We start from the raw sequence: 20,428 nt of genomic DNA on the forward strand, positions 1-20,428 counted from the left end.
ACCAGCAGACCTAATAGATACACCAATAGAATTTGATACATTAACAGAATTAGGTTCAATGATGGGTTCAGGCGGAATGATAGTAATGGACGAAGATACATGTATGGTAGATATAGCGAGATTCTTCTTAGACTTTACTGTGGAAGAGTCATGTGGTAAATGTACTCCATGTCGTGAGGGTACAAAGAGAATGTTAGAGATATTAGAAAGAATAACTAGCGGCAAAGGTGAACCAGAAGATATAGAGAAGTTAGAAAATTTAGCTGAAACTATCAAATCAGCATCATTATGTGGATTAGGACAAACAGCACCGAATCCAGTATTATCAACATTAAAATATTTTAGACACGAATATGAAGCGCATGTAAATGAAAAGAGATGTCCAGCTGGTTCATGTCAAGAATTACTACAATATTATATAACAGAGAAATGTGTTGGATGTACTAAATGTGCTAAACAATGCCCAGTATCATGTATAAGTGGAAAAGTTAAAGAAAGACATATAATAGATCAAGATAAGTGTATTAAATGTGGTGCTTGCCAAGCTGTATGTCCATTTGATGCAATAATCAAGAAGTAACCTTTAGGGGGAATAGATATGAAAAAAGTAACTTTATCAATAGACGGACAAAAAATTTCTGTGCCTGAGAATTATACTATTATCCAAGCAGCTGAAAAATTGGGAATTGATATACCTGCATTGTGCTATGACCCAAATTTAGAAGTGGTATCTTCTTGCAGGTTATGTATAGTTGAAATTGAAGGGAATCCAAAACTAATGACAGCCTGTTCAACACAAGTAGCTGAAGGAATGGTTGTTCATACTGAAAGTGAAAGAGTAGTTAAAACAAGAAAAGAAATATTACAATTATTATTGGATAATCATCCAAATGACTGTTTAACTTGTGAGAAGGCTGGAGAGTGTTTGCTTCAAAAATATGCTTATAGATATAATGTTAAATTTAGAGAACATAATGGAGAAAGAAGAAAAGCTCTGATAGATACATCAAGTCCTTATATATTAAGAGATGAAAGTAAATGTATTCTTTGTGGCAAATGTGTAAGAACGTGTGCACAAATAAATGAAAGAGCAGTATTATCTTTTGCTAATAGAGGTTTTGAAACAAGAATAGTTGCAGATGCAAATAACTCATTAGAAGAATCAAGATGCGTATCTTGTAATAGATGTGTTGCAGTATGTCCAACAGGTGCATTAATTGACAGAAGGAATATGAACAAGATAAGAGTTTGGGAGGCTGAAAAAGAGGTAGTAAAGTGTAAGGTTTGTGAATACGGTTGTGATTTTGAAGTTCTCAAGAAGAATGGTAAGACTGTTGCAGTAAAAGCAAAAGCTCCAGGAGAGGGAAGACCACTCTGTTTAAAGGGAAGGTTATGGACAGAATTAGTAAATGTTGAAAAAATTGATAAGCCATATATAAAGGAAAATGGTAAGTTTATTGAGACAGACTGGCAAAAAGCACTAGGACTAGAAGAAATAATAGAAAAGATAGAAGGTTAAGCAAGGAGGGTAGATTTTATGGTTAGTGTTACTATAAACGGTAAAAAAGTTGAAGTGTCGGAAGATCTAACGATACTTCAAGCATGTAGAGAAATAGGAATTGAGATTCCTACCCTCTGTTATGATGAGAGGTTAAAGCCTCATGCTGCTTGTAGACTTTGTGTTGTAGAAGTAGTTGGAAGGAGAAATCTTCCTACAGCTTGTTCAACTAAAATAGAAGAGGGTATGGAAATTTACACTCATAGTGATAAAGTCATCAAAGTAAGAAAAGATATATTAGAACTTCTTATTGCAAATCACCCACTAGACTGTTTGACTTGTGAAAAATCAGGAGATTGCAAACTTCAGGATTATTGTTACGAGTATGGCATCAAAGAATCAAGTTTTAAAGGGGATAAAAAGAAGTATCCTATTGATGATACAAATCCATTTTATTATAATGACCAGAATAAATGTATCATGTGTGGTAAATGTGTTAGAGTTTGTTCAGAATTACAATGTACTAATGCAATAGGATTTAGTGAGCGCGGATTTAAGGTGCACGTAACTACTCCATTTGAAGAAGGTATTGAAAATTCAATATGTGTATCTTGTGGTAACTGTGTATCAGTATGTCCAGTAGGTGCTTTGATGCCAAAATCTAAGGAAAAATTTAGGTTATGGGAGACTAAAAAAGTAAGAACAACTTGTTCATATTGTGGTGTTGGCTGTCAAATGGATTTACTTGTAAAAGACAACAAGATAGTTGGTGTGCAGCCTGCAGATGGCCCATCAAACAAAGGGTTATTATGTGTAAAGGGCAAATTTGGATATAACTTTATTAATCATCCTGACCGATTGAAAAAACCATTAATCAAAAAGAATGGTAAATTTGTAGAGTCAACATGGGATGAAGCATACAGACTTATTACTGACAAAATAAAGGAGATTAAAGATAAATATGGTTCAGAAGCTTTCGCAGGGCTTACTTCTGCTAGGTGTACAAATGAAGAAAATTATCTTTTCCAAAAATTATTTAGAGGTGTAATCGGTACAAATAATGTTGACCACTGTGCACGACTCTGACACTCCTCAACAGTTGCAGGTCTTGCAACTACATTAGGTAGCGGTGCTATGACAAATAGTATTGAGGAAATTTTAAATGCTGATGTAATTTTTGTTACAGGCTCTAATACAACAGAAAACCATCCAGTAATTGGAGCTAAAATGAGACAGGCTAAATTAAGAGGAGCTAAGATTATTGTAGCAGATCCAAGAAGAATAGATTTAGCTAAGGATGCAGATGTATTTTTACAAATCAGGCCAGGTACGAATATAGCTTTATTTAATGGTATGATGAATGTAATTATAGAAGAAGGACTACAAGATAAAGAATATATTAAACAAAGAACGGAAAATTATGAAGAATTAGAAAAACTAGTTAAAAATTATACACCTGAAAAAGTAGGAGAAATTTGTGGTGTAGACCCTGAAGATATTAGAAAAGCTGCTAGATTATATGCTAAGGCTGACAAAGCTGGAATTTATTATGCTATGGGTATAACTCAACATAGAACTGGTACACATGGTGTTATGGCTATTTCTAACTTAGCATTATTATGTGGTAATGTAGGTAAGGAGTCAGCAGGAGTTAACCCATTGCGTGGTCAAAACAATGTTCAAGGTGCCTGTGATATGGGGGGATTACCAGCAGACTTACCAGGATATCAAAAAGTATTTAAACCAGAGGTAATAGAAAAGTTTGAGAAGGCATGGGGAGTTAAACTATCATCAAAGGTAGGTTTAACAATACCAGAAATGATGCATGAGGCAGAAAAAGGTAATATTAAATTCATGTATATAATGGGTGAAAATCCAATGGTATCTGACCCAGATTTAAATCACGTCAAGAAAGCATTAGAAAATTTGGATTTTCTAGTTGTGCAAGACATTTTCTTAACAGAAACAGCAGAACTTGCTGATGTTGTACTGCCAGCCGCATCTTTTGCTGAAAAAGATGGTACATTTACTAATACAGAGAGAAGGGTTCAGAGAGTTAGAAAGGCTATAGAACCAGTTGGAGAATCAAAGCCTGATTGGGAAATATTGATGGATATAATGAACATGCTAGGGTACGATAAAAAGTATTCACATCCATCTGAAATAATGGATGAGATAGCTTCTGTAACACCTCAGTATGGTGGTATAAGTTACGATAGAATCGAAGAGGTAGGATTACAATGGCCATGTCCTACAAAAGACCACCCAGGAACTAAATATTTACACAAAGATTCTTGTGCTAGGGGTAAAGGTTTATTTATGCCAACCGATTATATAGAAAGTGCAGAATTACCTGATTCTGAATATCCGTTTATTTTAACTACAGGTAGGGTATTATATCATTATCACACGAGAACAATGACAGGTAGAGTAGAAGGATTAAACAAATTATCACCAGAGTCATACATTGAAATAAATCCAGCTACTGCTAATAAGCTTGGACTTAATGATGGTGATAAGGTAAAAGTTACATCAAGACGCGGTGAAATTACAACTAAAGTTAGAATTACAGACATTGTAGATGAAGATGTAGTATTTATGCCTTTCCACTTTGCAGATGGTGCAGCAAACTTTTTAACTAATACAGAATTGGATTCAATAGCAAAAATTCCTGAACTAAAGGTATGTGCTGTAAGAATAGAAAAGTTATGGAGGTAACAAAATGGATTATAGGTCAATATTAAAATATGCTATGCAAATGGAGTTAGAAGGATATAACTTTTTTAAGGAAAAGGCAGAGAAATTTTCAAATCCAACAAGCAAAGCTATTTTTGAAAAATTAGCAGAAGTTGAAATGGAGCATTATGAATTTCTTAAAGAACAATTAGATAGCTATGAGAAGACTAAAGGATTTAAAGACATTCCAAAGGAACTTGATATTAATAATAGAGAAATATTTAAAAAACGTGAGAAATCAGAACATCTAAATGCAACTTTACAGGAATCAGATATTCCAGATTTAACAATATTGAGAATGGCATATCTGATTGAAAAGGATTATGCAGAATTTTACAGGAAAGCTGCTGAAAGAGCTGACGATGAAGGAGCCAGAAAGGTTTTTGAAGTATTGGCTCAATGGGAAGATAGTCATGAAAAATTATTCAAGGAAGAATATGAAAGAAGAATGCAAGAATATATGAATTTACCTTGGGGTGGATAAAATGTTTAAAGTAGGTATAATCACTGCAAGTGATAAGGGGTATAAGAAAGAAAGAGAAGATTTGAGCGGTAAAGTTATAAAGGATATAGTAACGGAAAAAGGCTATCGAGTAGAGAAATATATTGTACTTCCAGATGAAGAGAATATGATATATGAAGAAATAGTTTATATGGCTGATAAGTTAGGTGTTGATTTAATCTTAACGACAGGAGGTACTGGTTTTAGTCCTAGGGATGTTACACCAGAAGCTACTAAAAAAGCTATTGATAAATTAGTACCAGGGATATCTGAGGCTATAAGGTATTATAGCCTTCAGATAACTCCTAGGGCTATGTTATCTCGTGGAATTTCAGGGATAAGGAATAAGACATTAATAATAAACCTGCCAGGAAGTCCCAAAGCAGTAAGAGAGTCTTTAGAATATATTATTGATTCTGTGCATCATGGGCTAGAGATAATGACGGGTAAAACTAGTGAATGTGCTAGATAGAGGGATTAACATGAATAAATTTGGAAGCGCTGTAATACTAGCTGGCGGTAAAAGTACTAGAATGGGATTTGATAAACAGTTACTAAATATAAATGGAAGAAGACTTATTTTATGCATTATAGAAAAACTTAAAGATGAGTTTGATGACATAATTATTGTGTCTAACAATCCAGAATATTATAGTGATGTTGATTGTAGAATAGTATCTGATATTATAAAAGACATGGGTCCTTTAAGTGGGATACATTCAGGTTTAATGAATGCAAAAAGTCAATATGTGTATTTTATAGCATGTGATATGCCCGTTATTAATATAGACTATATTAAATATATGAAAAAATGTTTAGATAGCGGTAATTACCATGGTTGTATTACACAAATTGATGACTGGATAGAGCCGTTAAATGCTTTTTATTCTAAAAGTATAATTAGTGCTATTGAATGTCAACTTAGTAGGGGGAAAAGGTCGGTTTTCTCATTAGTTAAAAGTTTAGATTTTTTTGTGGTAAGTGAGATATCTGCTCGGAAGTTTAGTCCTGATTGGGATATGTTTATAAATTTGAATACAATTGAGGAATATGAGAGATTTGCTATGGTAAAAAGGGGATGGGAATAAAGGTTTAAGTATTTATTATAGATAAAAGGATTGATAAAATGGACGATATAAAAAAGTATGAAATACTTAGAATAAAAGGCGAAAAAATTAAAAATGACACGGACATAATAGTTGTTGAGTATCCTTTTACCATTTTTGTAAACGATGAAGAGTTTGTTACACTTTTGTGTAGCCCTAAATCTCTTAAATATCTAGCTATAGGTTTTTTACATTCGGAAGGGGTTATAAATAAAAAGGAAGATATAGTTAGTATTACAATAGATGAAGATAATGGACATGCATATATTTATACAAAAGATAAAAATATTTTAGCAAAGAAGTTATATGGTAAGAGAACTATAACTACTGGATGTGGAAAAGGAACAATATTCTATAATGTTATGGATTCATTTAAAAGTAAAAGCATAAAGGAGAATATATCAGTAAATAAAGAAAATATTATAAAGTTAATTAGAATATTTAATAAAAAGTCAGAGCTTTTTGCAAGTACTGGTGGAGTTCATAGCTGTGCATTGTGTCAAGAAGATAAAATAATACTATTTGAAGAGGATATTGGAAGGCATAATGCTTTAGATAAAATTTTAGGCAGAGCTTTACTAGATAATATAGGCTTGAAAGATAAAATGATTTTTACTAGTGGTAGAATTTCCTCTGAAATATTGATTAAGGTTGCTAAAAGGCAGATACCAGTATTGATTTCAAGGTCAGCTCCTACTAGTTTAGCTGTAGATATAGCAAGGAAGCTTAATATCGTATTGATCGGGTTTGCACGAGGTGAAAAGATGAATATTTATTCAAATTTTCCGAGCTTAATATCCTAAGGCAGATAAAGCTATGGATATTAAGCCGACGGGTATAAAGAGAAATCTTTATGCCTCCCGTGTTTGGAAAGGAAAATTTGAGTTGGTTGGCAACATATATTTATGCTGTTGGGTTTTTATACTTAATTCAGTTGTCAGTAACTTAAACAGTCCTTTCCAGGACTGTTTTTTTGTAATCCATAAGAAATTATAAAACTTATTAAAAGGAGGACATGGTAATGAGTAGAAAATTTACTGTTTTATTGAGTATAGTATTGGTTTTAGCCTTATTAATAGGGTGTGGTATTCAGGAGAAAAATAAAGGCAATTCAAAAACCATAATACTAGCTACTACAACTAGTACTAGGGATAGTGGATTATTAGATTACTTATTACCTAAATTTGAAGATGAAACTGGTATTAAGGTAAAAGTAATTGCAGTAGGTACTGGAAAGGCATTACAAATGGGAAGAGACGGTGAAGCAGATATACTATTAGTACATGCTAAATCAGATGAAGAACAATTTGTAAAAGAAGGTCATGGACTTAAAAGGCATGATGTTATGTATAATGATTTTATTTTAGTAGGACCTAAAGAGGCTAATGGTGGATTAATAGAAAAATCTAATGATATAGTTGAAGCATTTAAACTTATAGCAAAAAACAAATTAAAGTTTATATCAAGAGGAGATAATTCAGGAACACATAAAAAAGAGTTAAAAATATGGGAAGAAACTGGTATTAAACCAGAAGGTGATTGGTATGTGTCAGCAGGTAGAGGAATGGGAGATGTACTAAAGATGGCTGATGAAATGAGAGCTTATACCTTAACAGATAGGGCAACTTACTTAAACTTGAGAGATAAAATAGATTTAGATATAATAGTGGAAAAAGATAGTAGATTATTTAATCAGTATGGAATAATTCCTGTAAATCCTGATAAAAACGACAATATTAACTCAGAGGGAGCATTGATATTTATGAATTGGATGCTTTCGGATAAAACGCAGAGGCTAATAGGGGAATACGGCAAAGATAAATATGGAATGCCCCTTTTTGTACCAAATGGTAGAGAATAGAGAAATTTCAAAATTGATTACTGGTTATTCGTTGTTCGCTATTCGCTTTTCGACAGTTTATAGTCAATTGTCAATAGACTAATAACTAGCAACTAACAGCTGTTGGAACTGTTCTTACAAGGTAGAGTACTAAACAGCAAATATCGAAAAGCTAATTGACAAAAGGAGGTAGAAGATGTGGATTATATTTTAGATGGAGTAAAGGAAGCTATAAAGCTTTTACTGAGCTTTGATAGAGAAGTATATCAAATAATATTACTAACAATATTTATCTCTTCTACCTCTACTGTTTTAGCTTCATTAATTACAGTTCCAGCAGGAATTTTTCTAGGACTAAAAAGTTTTAAGGGTAAGAAATTATTTACAAGGATTCTTTATACATTCATGAGCATCCCATCGGTTATAGTTGGTTTGGTTGTAGCAATTATTTTATCTAGGAGAGGCCCTTTAGGTTTTCTAAATTTATTATATACTCCTACAGCTATGATAATAGCCCAGACACTATTGGTTACACCACTCATTTTAGGATTAACATATAATCTATCAAAATTCAGAGGTAAGGAAATTGAAAAATTGGGAATTACATTAGGTGCAAATGAAATAGATATATTGATTTTGATAATAAGGGAACTTAAAGTAGATATACTACTAAATGTGATTACTGGATTTTCAAGGGCTATTTCTGAGGTTGGTACAGTTATGATAGTTGGGGGTAACATAAATGGGTACACTAGAGTCATTACAACTTCTATAGCTATGTTTAATTCTATGGGGGATTATTCGAAGGCTATAGCTTTAGGAATTGTATTATTAATAATTTCATTTCTAGTTAATAACATAATTTATACTTATACTCAGGAGGAGTAATATGGAAGTTTCCCTATATAATATTAAGAAAAACTATGGAGATAAAAATATTTTAAATATAAGTGAACTTAAAATAAAAAAAGGTAAAATTACAGGTCTGATTGGACGAAATGGTGTAGGGAAAACTACTTTATTAAATATAATAGCTGGTTTAGATAAAAATTTTGATGGCGTAGTTAAATATGATGGTAAACCGTTGAGTAAAAGCATTTTAAAAGAAATGACATTAGTTTTTCAAAAACCTAAATTATTAGCAAGAAGCGTATATGAAAATATAGAGTATCCTTTAAAATTGAGGAAAATATCTAAACATATGAGAAAAAACATGGTTAATGAAATTATGAATCGATTTAAAATTAATTACTTAAGAGATGCAATAGCAACTAATTTGTCTGGAGGAGAATCACAAAAAGTATCTATTGCGAGAGGAATAGTATTTAATCCAAAACTGTTAATACTTGATGAACCTACATCAAATTTAGATAGTAAATCTGCTTTTATTATTGAAAAAGAGATTGTAAACATGAATAGGGAAAAAGGTACGACAGTAATAATAGTAACTCATGATTTAAAACAGATTGAAAAAATTTGTGATGAAGTAATTTGCTTAGAGAATGGGAAGGTGTTCTTATAATGGATTTTTTTAAAGTAGTTTCTGTAGAGAGTGCTAGAAAAATGATAGTAGAAAAGTTTATGGATTTTAAATTAGATATTCAAGAAATTGAAATAACAAAAGTTTTAGGGAGAGTTTTAGCCGAAGACGTTATATCTGATATAAATGTTCCAGAATTTAATCGTTCTACAGTAGATGGCTATGCAATCATAAGTAGTGATAGTCATGGAGCGACTGATACTATACCAAGTTTTTTGAATTTAATAGGAGAAGTCAAAATGGGAAGTAAAACTGAATTAAAAATAACATATGGAGAAGCAGTTTATGTGCCAACTGGGGGCATGATTCCAGAAGGTGCAGACGGAGTGATTATGATAGAAAATGTAGAGATAATTGATGAGAATACAATAGCGGTCTTAAAACCTATTACTCCAGGGGAGAATATAATCAGAGCTGGCGATGATATAAAGAAAGGTAGTGTTGTTTTAAAACGTGGAAAGAGATTAGAACCACAAGATATAGGTGTTCTTGCAGCTATAGGATTAAAAAATGTTAAAGTATATAGGAAACCTAAATTTTATATTATTTCAACTGGAGATGAACTGATAGATTTAGATGAAAAATTAGATTTTGGGAAAATAAGGGACATTAATGGATATAGTCTTAGTGCTTTAGTCCAACAAATAGGAGGAGAAGTTGTAAAAAGAGTAATTGTAAGAGATGATTTCAACTTATTAAAAAAAGAATTAGAAAAAGCTATAGAATTATCAGATATTATACTTATTTCTGGAGGCAGTTCTGTTGGCAATAGAGATTATACTTGTCAATTAATAAATTCTTTCCAAGGTGAAGGTGTTTTTATACATGGCGTATCAATAAAACCAGGAAAACCTACTATAGTAGGTGAAGTTTGCGGGAAAATAGTATTTGGATTACCTGGACATCCTGTATCGTCTATTATAATTTTTAAAGTTTTTGTTGAATATCTTGTAAGAAAAATCATGGGCATGCCATATGAAATTAATAAAACAAAAGCAGTTATGGATTTTAATATCCATTCATTTCCTGGTAGGGAAACATATCAAATGGTAACTTTAGAGGAAAGGCAAGGTAAAATATTTGCTAAACCTAATTATGGGAAATCAGGAATGATTACATTGTTATCTAATTCGAATGGGTATGTGATAATTAAATCTGATGAAGAGGGTTTAAACAAAGGGGACGAGAGGGATGTATATTTTCTTTAGGGTACAGGGAATAGAGGACAGAAAATAGAGAAATTTAAAATTGAAAATGGAAAATGTAAAATTAGTGTGAAATGCGTACAGCGTGCAGAGTACGAAAAGCGAAAGACGAATATCGAATTACGAAATTCCAATAATTTATTAGGAAGGAGTTTTCCATTGAATAAGGAGGATAGAAATATTTATATAGGAAATTTTGATGTAGAAGAAGCTAGAAAAATATATTTTAAAAAGATTACTAAAAAGTTAGATTATGAAGAAGTTGATGTATTGGATTCATTGGGAAGAGTAACATTTGAAGCTATATATGCTAAAACTTCATCACCTCATTACAATGCAGCTGCTATGGATGGTATAGTAGTTAAAGCAGAAAAAACGTATACTGCAAGCGAAGTAAATCCTGTCATTCTGATTGAAGGAAAAGATTTTGAATATATTAATACAGGAAATTTAGTCAAAGAACCTTATGATGCAGTAATTATGATAGAAGATGTTATTGAAATAGATGAAGGTAAGATAAAAATAATAAAGCCAGCATATCCTTGGCAGCATATTAGACCTGTTGGAGAAGATATTATAGCAACAGAAATGATTATTCCGTCAAAGCATAAAATTCGCCCTGTGGATTTAGGAGCATTAATTTCAGGAGGAGTTAAAACTGTTAAGGTATATAAAAAGCCTAGGATAGGAATTATACCGACAGGCTCAGAATTAGTTGAAGAATTATCGGAGTTAAAAGAAGGTAAAATACTGGAATCGAATTCAAGAGTTTTTGAAGGATTAATCACAGAGTATGGAGGTATTCCTAATAGATATAAACCAGTAAAAGATGATTATAATTTGCTTAAAGAGGCTATAGTGAAAGGTATAAGAGATAATGATATTTTATTAGTTAATGCTGGTTCGTCAGCTGGTTCTAAAGACTATACAGTTAAAGTAATTAAAGAGCTTGGAGAAGTTGTTGTTCACGGAGTTGCCTTAAAACCAGGAAAACCAACGATATTAGGCTTGATAAATGATAAGCCAGTTATTGGAATACCAGGTTATCCCGTGTCGGCATATTTTGTATTTGAAACTTTTGTCAAACCTTTAATTTTTAAATTTCAGGAAATAGATGTTGATGAACGTAATATTGTTAAGGCAATTTTATCAAAGAGAATAGTTTCATCTTTAAAACATAAAGAATTAGTCAGAGTAATTTTAGGATATATAAATGGTAAATATATAGCTACACCTTTAGTTAGAGGTGCAGGAGTTACTATGAGTTTAGTTAGAGCAGACGGTATATTGGAAATACCTAAAAACATAGAAGGTATAGAATCAGGCGAAGAAGTACAAATAAAATTATTAAAAACAGAAAAAGAGATAAAAAATAGATTGGTTTCAATTGGAAGTCATGATTTAATTATGGATGTTATATCTGATATGATGAAGATTTCATCAGGACATGTGGGAAGCATGGGTGGTATTATGGCTATGAGGAGAGGAGAATGTCATATATCACCAATACATTTATTAGATCCAAATACGGGGCAGTACAACATTTCATACGTAAAAAAATATTTCCAGGGCAATAAAATGGCTATAATTAAAGGGGTAAAAAGACTTCAAGGATTTATTGTTGCTAAAGGTAATCCATATAATATTAAATCATTTAATGATTTAATTAGAGATGATGTAACTTTTATAAATAGACAAAAAGGTTCTGGCACTAGATTGTTATTAGATTATAATCTTAGAAAGTTAAAAATAGATTTTAATGACATTAGAGGCTATCATAAAGAAGTGAATACACATATGTCTGTGGCTATGGCTGTAAAGACAGGTATGGCTACTACAGGACTTGGAGTTTTATCAGCAGCTAAAGCTGTCGATTTAGATTTTATACCAGTAGGATATGAGGATTATGATTTTTTAGTACCATTCGAGTATTTAGAAAAAACAGAAATTCAAAGATTTATATCTATATTAAAATCACACGAGTTTAAGAAAAGAGTAGAAAGATTAGGTGGATATAAATTTGAAAATACGGGGGAAATTATTGTAATTAATTGATTTAATTAAAGTAGGTGGATTTATGAAAGATTCTTTTGATAGAGAAATAAACTATTTAAGGTTATCTGTTACAGATTTATGCAATTTAAGATGTAGATACTGTATGCCTAAAGATGGTGTATGTAAGTTATCGCATGAAGATGTATTAAGAATTGAGGAATTATTAGAAATAGTTAAAGTTTTTGAAACCCTTGGTGTAAAAAAAGTTAGATTAACTGGGGGAGAGCCATTAATAAGAAGAGGAATAATTAAGCTGGTTGAAAATATAGCGAAATTAGAAGGCATTAAAGATTTGGCCATTACTACTAATGGTATTTTGCTTAAAAAATATGCAAAGTCTTTAAAAGATGCAGGATTAAATAGAGTAAATATAAGTATAGACACTTTAAAAGAAAATAAATTTTCATATATAACTCGTGGAGGTAAACTAAAAGATGTACTAGAGGGAATTGAAGAAGCAAAAAAAGTTGGATTAGAACCTATTAAATTGAATGTAGTTTTAATAAGGGGATTTAATGAAGATGAAATAGAAGATTTTGCAAAAATAACTTTAACTGAACATATAGACGTAAGATTTATTGAATTAATGCCGATAGGACAAGTAAGGGATTTTGCTATTAAAAAATTTATAACTAGCAGAATAGTGTTTGAAAAAATTCCTAATTTAGTAAAAATTCCTAATTCAGAATTGCATTCACCAGCAGTTTATTACAAAATACCAAATTCTAAAGGTAGAATTGGTTTTATTAATCCTATTTCTTGTAAATTTTGTGATTCATGTAATAAAGTAAGAGTTGCATCTCAAGGAAAATTAAAGCTTTGTTTACATTCAGATGAAGAGATTGATCTAAAAACTCCTTTAAGACAAGGTAAAAACTTAAAAGATATAATATGTGAAAAAGTAAAAAACAAACCCTTATCACACAATTTAGAAAATGGTAGTTATATAAATAGAAATATGGTTCAGATAGGAGGTTAATATGAAATTTACACATTTTAATGACAAAGGTTTAGCGCATATGGTGGAAATAAGTAACAAGGATGACACTAAACGAACAGCAATTGCTAAAGGTAAAATTAGTATGAAAAAAGAAACTATCAATTTAATAAAGGAAGGTCTTATAAAAAAGGGTAATGTACTTTCTGTTGCACAAATAGGTGGTATAATGGGAGCAAAAAAAACGAGTGATATGATACCTATGTGCCATAATATATTTATTACTGGAGCTGATATAAGATTTAATATTTTAGATGATGCAATTGAAATTGAGTCAGAAGTTAAGACTGTTGGAAAAACAGGTGTGGAAATGGAAGCTCTTATGGCAGTTTCTATTGCAGCACTTACTATATATGATATGTGTAAAGCAGTAGATAAGGATATGGTAATTAGTGATATTATGCTTGTAAAGAAAACTGGTGGTAAGTCTGGAGACTATAGCAGATATTAAAGTTGAGGAGTGATTGTTATGAAAAATATAGGGAAAGTAGTGGCTATAAATATAAGCGAGAAGAAAGGGGTGGTAAAAACACCTATACCTGAAGGTATATTTAAAGAAGATTTTGGGCTAGTAGGTGATGCTCATGCAGGGAAATGGCACAGACAAGTTAGTTTACTCGGAGTAGAGAGTATTGAAAAGATGAAAAAATTAGGAATAAAAGGTTTGTGTAGCGGAAAGTTTGCTGAAAACATTACTACTGAAGGGATAAAGCTTTACGAATTACCTGTAGGAACTAAATTAAAGATTGGGGAAACGATACAAGAAATAACTCAAATCGGTAAAAAGTGTCATTCGGATTGTGCTATAGCGAAAGAAGTTGGACAGTGTGTAATGCCTAAAGAAGGTGTATTTACAAGAGTTTTAAAGGGTGGCAAGATAAAAGTAGGAGATGTTATTGAAGTATTGTATTAAAGTTTGATTATTAAATTAATTTGAAAATGTAATTGATTATTAGAAGGATATTTAGTATAATATAAATTGTTAGATTGTTAAAAAATAAACAAACGGAGGGTATCATGGGAGTTTTAGAAAAGGTACTTGAGAATAATAAAAAATATGTAGAAGCTAGAAAAAAAAGAGGAGCAGATGAGCCAATAAGTTCTCATGCACAGAAAGAAGTGCTTATTTTTACATGTATGGATACAAGGTTAGTTGGACTAGTTGAGGAAGCAATGGGATTCAAAAGGGGAGAAGTAAAGGTTCTTAAGAATGCTGGAAACAGCATTAGAGACAATTGTGATGATGTTATAAGAAGTATATCTTTAGGAACGATTATGATGGGGTTAAAGGAAGTTTTTGTAGTAGGGCATAAGGATTGTGGTATGGCGAAACAGAATTTAGAGGATATAAAAAATAAGATGTTACAAAGAGGAGTTCCTAAAGAAGCTATAGATTCAATAGACTTAGCTAACTGGACAGGCATTATAAATGATGAAAAGGAAAACATAATTCATGTAGTAAAAAAAATAAAAAGCTCGCCGTTTGTACCTAAGGATGTAAAGGTTCATGGTCTTCTAATTGACCCGAATAGTGGGGAATTAGAAGTTATCATAAATGATAATGAATAGAAAGGAGTATTAAAATGCAAAAGAGAATGTTGACACCACCAGAAATAGCTCAAGCTACTATTAATGCTGGTGTAAAAAAAGCTAATTTATCAACTTTGCAAATGATTTTATTAGGTATTTTTGCAGGTATTTTTATAGGCTTTGGAGCACAAGCTGATATCACTGTTATGCAAACATTAAAAAATATTGATGTTGGACTTATGAAATTCATGGGTGCTGCGGTATTCCCTGTAGGACTTATGTTAGTTGTAATGGCTGGGGCTGAATTGTTTACAGGCAATAATCTTATGACATTAGCTTTAATGGACAAAAAAATTAATGCAAACCAAATGTTAAAAAACTGGTTTTTTGTTTATTTAGGAAACTTTATCGGATCAATATTATTAGCTATAGTTGTAGTTAAAGCCAATTTTTATAAAGTAGATGCTCCAGCGACTCAATTAGCTGTAAAGATTGCTGCTGGAAAAGTTAGTTTAACATTTAGTCAAGCTTTCTTTAGAGCTATTTTATGTAATATGTTAGTCGTATTAGCCGTTTGGTTAGCAGTAGGAGCTACTGATGTAATATCTAAAATATTTGCTTGTTGGTTCCCAATAATGCTGTTTGTTTTATCAGGATATGAACATAGTATAGCTAATATGTACTTTATTTCTTTAGGTAAATTTTTAGGGCTTGAAGCTACTTGGGGACAAATTTGGATGAAGAATTTAATTCCTGTTACTTTAGGTAATATTATGGGTGGAGCTATTATAGTTCCTGTTGTATATTATTTAGCTTATGTAATACCTGCTAAAGAAAAAGAAACAGCCAAGGCTTAATATGTAGTTAAAATGAAGGATGCACAGTTTTGCATCCTTATTTTTCTATCAAATTTTATAAGAAGAAAGTTAGTCAAATATATCAAAATATTAACACAATTCAGAATAGTAAGATGTAGTATATTAACCAGGTAAAAATGGTATTAGGTTTATATACTGTTAATAAAGTTTTTATTATTTTCATTAAAATGAATAAAATCTTCGATTTAAATAAATGAAGATTTTGCTTATATCCATAAACGGAAATCATATTCAAAATTATCTACAATTTAATAAGGAATATAATTTCCTATGGATTATAAAAAAGGAGCTTGTTTGAAGTCTGAATTAATAGATTAATATGTTATAATTAAATTGTCATTTATTTGGAGGTGAGGGATTTGATTTATTTCGATAATGCTGCAACTACTTATCCGAAACCAGAAGAAGTTTATCAAGCCATGTTAGAATCTATGAAGGAATTTGGAGCCAATCCTGGTAGATCTGGACATAAGTTAGCTCTAAAAGCTGGTAGAGCCATATATGAAACAAGAGAACTTTTAAGTAAGCTATTCAATATTGAAAATCCAATGAATATAATATTTACATTAAATGCTACTGAAGGGCTTAATCTCGGTATTAAAGGTATTTTAAAATCAGGCGATCATGTAATAACAACTTCTATGGAACATAATTCGGTATTAAGACCACTCAAAGCTTTAGAGAATATAGGTGTAGAAACTACTATTATCCAATGTGATAAGACTGGAATGATAGACATAAAGGATATTGAAAAAAATATTAAACAGAATACTAAAATGATAATTACCACTCATGCCTCTAATGTTACTGGGACTTTATTCCCTATAGATGAAATAAGTAAAATAGCACATAAAAATGGTTTACTTTACATGGTAGATGCTGCACAGACTGCTGGAGTATATGATATTGATGTAAAAAGTATGAATATAGATATTCTTGTATTTCCTGGGCATAAAAGTTTATTAGGGCCACAAGGAACTGGTGGAATTTATATAAGAGAAGGAATAGATGTAATGCAAATGAAAGAGGGAGGAACAGGTAGTAAGTCTGAGTCTTTAATACAGCCTGAGATGTTACCAGATAAGTTTGAAAGTGGTACACCAAATACGCCTGGGATAGTAGGATTAGGAGCAGGAGTTAAATTCATATTAAAAACAGGTATTGAAAATATAAGAAAACACGAAGAGGAGTTAACAGAGCATTTTATAGAAGAGCTTAAAAAAATAGATAAAGTAAAAATTTATGGACCTTGTGATGTAAAGAAACAGGCCCCTGTTGTATCTATTAATCTTGGTGAAGAAGATTCATCTGAGGTAAGTTATATTTTGGATAGAGTTTTTAACATAGCAGTTAGGCCAGGACTTCATTGTGCCCCTTTGGCTCATAAGACAATAGGTACATTTGAACAAGGAGTTGTAAGATTTAGTATTGGTTATTTTAATATACATGAAGATATTGAAAATGCAATAAAAGCAATAAGAGAAATAGCAAAGGAAATATAATTTTTGAAGGAATTTAAAGACAATTAACGAATATTAACCATATCGTAACATAAAGGGGGTCTGTAAATTATGGAAGAGATGATTGCACAGTATAGTAACCAAATAATTATTTTTCTAACAGTTGGAGTAATATTTTTGTTATTATTAAACATTATTAGTCAGATAAGAATTTCTTCAATTACAAAAAAATATAACAAGCTTGTTGAAGGTGTTGATAAAGATTCTCTAGAGGATTTGATTTTTGAATATATTGAAGAAGTTAAAGATATGAGAAAAGAGACAGAAGCTATCAAAAACATGTGTGAAAAATTAGACAGCAAGTTAAAATTTGCAGTACAAAGAGTAGGTTTTGTAAGATATAATGCTTTTAATGATGTAGGAAGTGATTTAAGTTTTTCAGTAGCTCTATTAGATGATAATCTTAATGGTTTTGTAATATCAAGTTTATTTGGTAGAAACGAATGTAATACTTATGCAAAGCCCATATTTAATGGGAAATCTAATTATGCACTTTCAGATGAAGAAATACAGGCTATAGAAATAGCTAAAGAACAGGGTATTTCAAAGAACTTAGGCAGCATATAAAAAGTTAGGTGGTATGTTTTGAGCTTGTGTTTTGTTGTAAATCCAATTGCCGGAAAAAACAGGGCTAAGAGTTTAATACCTTACATTGAAGAAAAGATGAAAAAAACTGATATTAAATATAAAATTATTGAAACTACAAGACTTAAGGAAGCAACAGAAATCACTAAAAATGCACTTAAAGATGGATTTGATATTATAGTGGCCGTAGGTGGCGATGGAACTATTAATGAAGTAATGATTGGAATAGTTGAAATGGGTAAAGGTATATTGGGTATTATACCTGGTGGTACTGGTAATGATTTAGCTAGAACATTAAATATACCTGAAAATGTAAAAGAAGCTTTAGATTTAATAATAAATCGTAGAGTTAAGAGTATAGATTTAGGGTATGCTTATGGGAAACCATTTCTAAACATTGCAAGTATTGGATTTGATGCTGAAATAGTTAAAAATACAGAGAAAATAAAAAGATATATTAAAAGCAAAATTGCTTATACGGTGGGTTTGTTAGTAACACTTATATCTTATAAGTGTAAAAAGATTAAGGTTAAACTTGATGATAGAGAAATTAATGATGAGATTCTCCTTATAGCTGTTGGAAATGGTAAATATTATGGTGGGGGTATGGCAATATGCCCTAATGCTTTAGAAGATGATGGGTTATTTGAAATCTGTTTTATAAAAAAGATTTCTAAATTAAAGCTTTTATTACTATTTCCGTCTATATTTAAAGGGAAACATGGTGAATTTAAAAAATATGTTCAATTTTACAAATCTAAAGATGTAAAAGTAAGCATGTGTAATTCAATAAGTTTAAACATAGATGGAGAAATATTGGATTCTGATGACGAGATAATATTTACAATAGAAAGAAAAAGCATAGAAGTTATAGTTCAGTAAGAGAATAAAAACACCCTTACAGAAGATACTAATTTTAAATGAGTATTCTGGGGGTGTTTTATTATGACAAAAAAGATAGGTATTCAAAAAGGACTTGATGATTTAAAGTATAGTTTAGAAAGTAGAGGTTATGAAGTGTATGATATTAATGAAAATGAAGAAGTAGAAGCAATAATATATATGGCTGATGGTTATAGCATACCTTATATAGATAGATATGTAAGCATGGATGTAGGGTTTGAGATGAATAGAAATAAAGAGATACTTTTAATTAATGCAACTGGTAAAACGTTAGAGGAAATAGAGTATATTATAAATAATAGATTGTACAGCCCATTATTTGAATGATGGGCTTTTAATTATGCATTGTTTGGATATTATCTTTGCAAAATTGAATATAGCTTAAATAAAAAGACTTTGATATAACATCTGCCATTTTCATTACAATACTTAGTCTGGTGTTTTGTAGTACAATATACTCCATAAATCCACTAACGTTTACTATTCCTGTTATATGAATATCACCTATTTCAGGTAAATTCTTATTTACTCCAGCTCCTGGTTTTAATGGTCCTTTTTCGACTTTTACATAACCTATCCTATCAATATTACCTAAACAAGCATCTATGGCAATTACAAAAGGATTATCGAATGTATTTTTTATAAAATTAATGTTTTCTTTAAGATTTTTTGCATGTATGGGATTATCCAGGGTGCCAAATAGATGTACTTTACTATTTTTTTTAAAGAACGGTGAGAGTTTATATCCTACTAAAGGGCCTAAACTATCTCCAGTTGACCTATCTGTTCCTATACATACAATGACCAGTTCTTTATAATTTTTATTGTAGTATTTGTTTAGGAATTCTAAAATAATTTTACTAAATTCACTTACTGCATAAGGAGAAAAAGAATTTATGCTATTCTTATTATAATTGATTTGAAAAAACATACTCTATCCTCCTGACAAATAATCTTTTACGTACAAGTTTTCCCAAAAACAGAATAATAAATACAGAAAGAATATTTAATATATTTTATTCATTATTATTTTGTGATAGTATAAAAATCGAACAAAATTTTCGATTTGAATAAATTAAAGAAGATTTTGCCCATATCCATAAACGGAAATTATATTTGAATTTATCCACAATTTAAAGTAGTTTATAATTTTAAAGTAGTTTATAATTTCCTATGGATTATAAAAAATGTTCTTGACTAATTAAAAGTTTTGTGGTAAATTATTTCTTGTCGTTGAGGGAAAAAGCAGAACAAAAAAGTTTAAAAAAGTTATTGACATAGATAAACAAATCTGCTATAGTATTAAGAGTCGGCGGCAAAAGCCGATAAAAAAGATTTGATAAAGAAGATTTGGTCTTTGAAAACTGAACAGTGCGGAGACAGGATTACAAGCTAACAGCTGATAGCTGAAAATCAAGTTTTTCCTTGAGAGTTTGATCCTGGCTCAGGACGAACGCTGGCGGCGTGCCTAACACATGCAAGTCGAGCGGGTAGGTACTTTAATGAACCTTCGGGGGATTTAAAGTACCGAAA

At 30.9% G+C, this 20,428-nt stretch carries 22 protein-coding genes, 1 rRNA gene and 1 riboswitch; of the genes, 22 read left to right on the top strand and 1 reads right to left on the bottom strand.

Translation table 11 applies throughout. The features are described from left to right. The 21 genes from AB4Y15_RS12655 to AB4Y15_RS12755 form a co-directional block, all read left to right on the top strand. Positions 1-580 (top strand): DUF362 domain-containing protein (locus AB4Y15_RS12655; protein WP_427340710.1); only part of this gene is annotated, 580 nt, incomplete at its 5' end. 18 nt (positions 581-598) lie between these two features. Continuing rightward, entirely contained in the window at positions 599-1,519 is a 921-nt protein-coding gene (locus tag AB4Y15_RS12660; RefSeq protein WP_427340711.1) for an NADH-quinone oxidoreductase subunit G, read from the top strand. A gap of 18 nt (positions 1,520-1,537) precedes the next feature. After that, the gene (fdhF, locus tag AB4Y15_RS12665) at positions 1,538-4,216 is read left to right on the top strand and encodes a formate dehydrogenase subunit alpha (protein WP_427340712.1); all 2,679 of its coding nucleotides are present in this window, start codon (positions 1,538-1,540) and stop codon (positions 4,214-4,216) included. A 4-nt stretch (positions 4,217-4,220) separates the two neighbouring features. Then, positions 4,221-4,718 (top strand): ferritin-like domain-containing protein, encoded by a 498-nt coding sequence (locus AB4Y15_RS12670; protein ID WP_427340713.1) that lies wholly within the window; start codon positions 4,221-4,223, stop codon positions 4,716-4,718. Between the two features lies 1 nt (position 4,719). Continuing rightward, on the top strand, positions 4,720-5,208 hold the full coding sequence (locus tag AB4Y15_RS12675; protein ID WP_427340714.1) for a MogA/MoaB family molybdenum cofactor biosynthesis protein: 489 nt from the start codon (positions 4,720-4,722) through the stop codon (positions 5,206-5,208). A gap of 10 nt (positions 5,209-5,218) precedes the next feature. Then, positions 5,219-5,824 (top strand): molybdenum cofactor guanylyltransferase, encoded by a 606-nt coding sequence (gene mobA / locus AB4Y15_RS12680; protein WP_427340715.1) that lies wholly within the window; start codon positions 5,219-5,221, stop codon positions 5,822-5,824. Positions 5,825-5,862: 38 nt separating this feature from the next. Continuing rightward, complete coding sequence (fdhD, locus tag AB4Y15_RS12685; RefSeq protein ID WP_427340716.1) at positions 5,863-6,645, top strand: formate dehydrogenase accessory sulfurtransferase FdhD; 783 nt, start codon at positions 5,863-5,865, stop codon at positions 6,643-6,645. Next, a riboswitch (molybdenum cofactor riboswitch) is annotated at positions 6,614-6,735 on the top strand. It overlaps the preceding gene by 32 nt. A gap of 128 nt (positions 6,736-6,863) precedes the next feature. After that, positions 6,864-7,703 carry an ABC transporter substrate-binding protein gene (locus tag AB4Y15_RS12690; protein WP_427340717.1) on the top strand — a complete coding sequence of 280 codons (840 nt, stop codon included), beginning with the start codon at positions 6,864-6,866 and terminating at the stop codon, positions 7,701-7,703. 177 nt (positions 7,704-7,880) lie between these two features. After that, positions 7,881-8,570, top strand: coding sequence for an ABC transporter permease (locus AB4Y15_RS12695; RefSeq protein ID WP_427340718.1), 690 nt, complete (start codon positions 7,881-7,883; stop codon positions 8,568-8,570). A gap of 1 nt (position 8,571) precedes the next feature. Continuing rightward, positions 8,572-9,204, top strand: a complete 633-nt coding sequence (locus tag AB4Y15_RS12700; RefSeq protein WP_427340719.1) for an ABC transporter ATP-binding protein — start codon at positions 8,572-8,574, stop codon at positions 9,202-9,204. Then, the gene (locus tag AB4Y15_RS12705; RefSeq protein WP_427340720.1) at positions 9,204-10,430 is read left to right on the top strand and encodes a molybdopterin molybdotransferase MoeA; all 1,227 of its coding nucleotides are present in this window, start codon (positions 9,204-9,206) and stop codon (positions 10,428-10,430) included. The genes AB4Y15_RS12700 and AB4Y15_RS12705 overlap by 1 nt, the downstream gene beginning before the upstream one ends. A gap of 156 nt (positions 10,431-10,586) precedes the next feature. Then, on the top strand, positions 10,587-12,482 hold the full coding sequence (locus AB4Y15_RS12710; RefSeq protein ID WP_427340721.1) for a molybdopterin biosynthesis protein: 1,896 nt from the start codon (positions 10,587-10,589) through the stop codon (positions 12,480-12,482). A gap of 22 nt (positions 12,483-12,504) precedes the next feature. Next, entirely contained in the window at positions 12,505-13,461 is a 957-nt protein-coding gene (moaA, locus tag AB4Y15_RS12715; protein WP_427340722.1) for a GTP 3',8-cyclase MoaA, read from the top strand. Between the two features lies 1 nt (position 13,462). Then, positions 13,463-13,930 (top strand): cyclic pyranopterin monophosphate synthase MoaC, encoded by a 468-nt coding sequence (moaC, locus tag AB4Y15_RS12720; protein WP_427340723.1) that lies wholly within the window; start codon positions 13,463-13,465, stop codon positions 13,928-13,930. A gap of 18 nt (positions 13,931-13,948) precedes the next feature. Further along, on the top strand, positions 13,949-14,392 hold the full coding sequence (locus AB4Y15_RS12725) for an MOSC domain-containing protein (RefSeq protein ID WP_427340724.1): 444 nt from the start codon (positions 13,949-13,951) through the stop codon (positions 14,390-14,392). A 104-nt stretch (positions 14,393-14,496) separates the two neighbouring features. Then, positions 14,497-15,048 carry a beta-class carbonic anhydrase gene (locus tag AB4Y15_RS12730; protein ID WP_427340725.1) on the top strand — a complete coding sequence of 184 codons (552 nt, stop codon included), beginning with the start codon at positions 14,497-14,499 and terminating at the stop codon, positions 15,046-15,048. Between the two features lie 14 nt (positions 15,049-15,062). Beyond that, complete coding sequence (locus AB4Y15_RS12735; protein ID WP_427340726.1) at positions 15,063-15,866, top strand: formate/nitrite transporter family protein; 804 nt, start codon at positions 15,063-15,065, stop codon at positions 15,864-15,866. Positions 15,867-16,246: 380 nt separating this feature from the next. Further along, positions 16,247-17,389 carry an aminotransferase class V-fold PLP-dependent enzyme gene (locus AB4Y15_RS12740; protein WP_427340727.1) on the top strand — a complete coding sequence of 381 codons (1,143 nt, stop codon included), beginning with the start codon at positions 16,247-16,249 and terminating at the stop codon, positions 17,387-17,389. A 69-nt stretch (positions 17,390-17,458) separates the two neighbouring features. After that, the gene (locus tag AB4Y15_RS12745; protein WP_427340728.1) at positions 17,459-17,974 is read left to right on the top strand and encodes a DUF4446 family protein; all 516 of its coding nucleotides are present in this window, start codon (positions 17,459-17,461) and stop codon (positions 17,972-17,974) included. Between the two features lie 18 nt (positions 17,975-17,992). Beyond that, the gene (locus tag AB4Y15_RS12750; protein WP_427340729.1) at positions 17,993-18,874 is read left to right on the top strand and encodes a diacylglycerol/lipid kinase family protein; all 882 of its coding nucleotides are present in this window, start codon (positions 17,993-17,995) and stop codon (positions 18,872-18,874) included. Positions 18,875-18,937: 63 nt separating this feature from the next. After that, entirely contained in the window at positions 18,938-19,222 is a 285-nt protein-coding gene (locus tag AB4Y15_RS12755; RefSeq protein ID WP_427340730.1) for a YkuS family protein, read from the top strand. A 7-nt stretch (positions 19,223-19,229) separates the two neighbouring features. On the opposite strand, the gene yyaC is transcribed toward AB4Y15_RS12755, so the two are convergent. Continuing rightward, positions 19,230-19,826 carry a spore protease YyaC gene (gene yyaC / locus AB4Y15_RS12760; RefSeq protein ID WP_427340731.1) on the bottom strand — a complete coding sequence of 199 codons (597 nt, stop codon included), beginning with the start codon at positions 19,824-19,826 and terminating at the stop codon, positions 19,230-19,232. 490 nt (positions 19,827-20,316) lie between these two features. Here yyaC and AB4Y15_RS12765 point away from each other — a divergent pair. After that, positions 20,317-20,428: ribosomal RNA gene (locus tag AB4Y15_RS12765) — 16S ribosomal RNA — on the top strand; the annotation flags it as partial.

Source organism: Caloranaerobacter longqiensis, assembly GCF_050286925.1.
GTDB lineage: Bacteria > Bacillota > Clostridia > Tissierellales > Thermohalobacteraceae > Caloranaerobacter.

Coding starts and splice junctions, on each gene's coding strand:
- AB4Y15_RS12660 (WP_427340711.1), top strand. CDS start 599: ATGAAAAAAGTAACTTTATCAATAGACGGACAAAAAATTTCTGTGCCT.
- AB4Y15_RS12670 (WP_427340713.1), top strand. CDS start 4,221: ATGGATTATAGGTCAATATTAAAATATGCTATGCAAATGGAGTTAGAA.
- AB4Y15_RS12675 (WP_427340714.1), top strand. CDS start 4,720: ATGTTTAAAGTAGGTATAATCACTGCAAGTGATAAGGGGTATAAGAAA.
- mobA (WP_427340715.1), top strand. CDS start 5,219: ATGAATAAATTTGGAAGCGCTGTAATACTAGCTGGCGGTAAAAGTACT.
- fdhD (WP_427340716.1), top strand. CDS start 5,863: ATGGACGATATAAAAAAGTATGAAATACTTAGAATAAAAGGCGAAAAA.
- AB4Y15_RS12690 (WP_427340717.1), top strand. CDS start 6,864: ATGAGTAGAAAATTTACTGTTTTATTGAGTATAGTATTGGTTTTAGCC.
- AB4Y15_RS12700 (WP_427340719.1), top strand. CDS start 8,572: ATGGAAGTTTCCCTATATAATATTAAGAAAAACTATGGAGATAAAAAT.
- AB4Y15_RS12705 (WP_427340720.1), top strand. CDS start 9,204: ATGGATTTTTTTAAAGTAGTTTCTGTAGAGAGTGCTAGAAAAATGATA.
- moaA (WP_427340722.1), top strand. CDS start 12,505: ATGAAAGATTCTTTTGATAGAGAAATAAACTATTTAAGGTTATCTGTT.
- moaC (WP_427340723.1), top strand. CDS start 13,463: ATGAAATTTACACATTTTAATGACAAAGGTTTAGCGCATATGGTGGAA.
- AB4Y15_RS12725 (WP_427340724.1), top strand. CDS start 13,949: ATGAAAAATATAGGGAAAGTAGTGGCTATAAATATAAGCGAGAAGAAA.
- AB4Y15_RS12730 (WP_427340725.1), top strand. CDS start 14,497: ATGGGAGTTTTAGAAAAGGTACTTGAGAATAATAAAAAATATGTAGAA.
- AB4Y15_RS12735 (WP_427340726.1), top strand. CDS start 15,063: ATGCAAAAGAGAATGTTGACACCACCAGAAATAGCTCAAGCTACTATT.
- AB4Y15_RS12745 (WP_427340728.1), top strand. CDS start 17,459: ATGGAAGAGATGATTGCACAGTATAGTAACCAAATAATTATTTTTCTA.
- AB4Y15_RS12755 (WP_427340730.1), top strand. CDS start 18,938: ATGACAAAAAAGATAGGTATTCAAAAAGGACTTGATGATTTAAAGTAT.
- yyaC (WP_427340731.1), bottom strand. CDS start 19,826: ATGTTTTTTCAAATCAATTATAATAAGAATAGCATAAATTCTTTTTCT.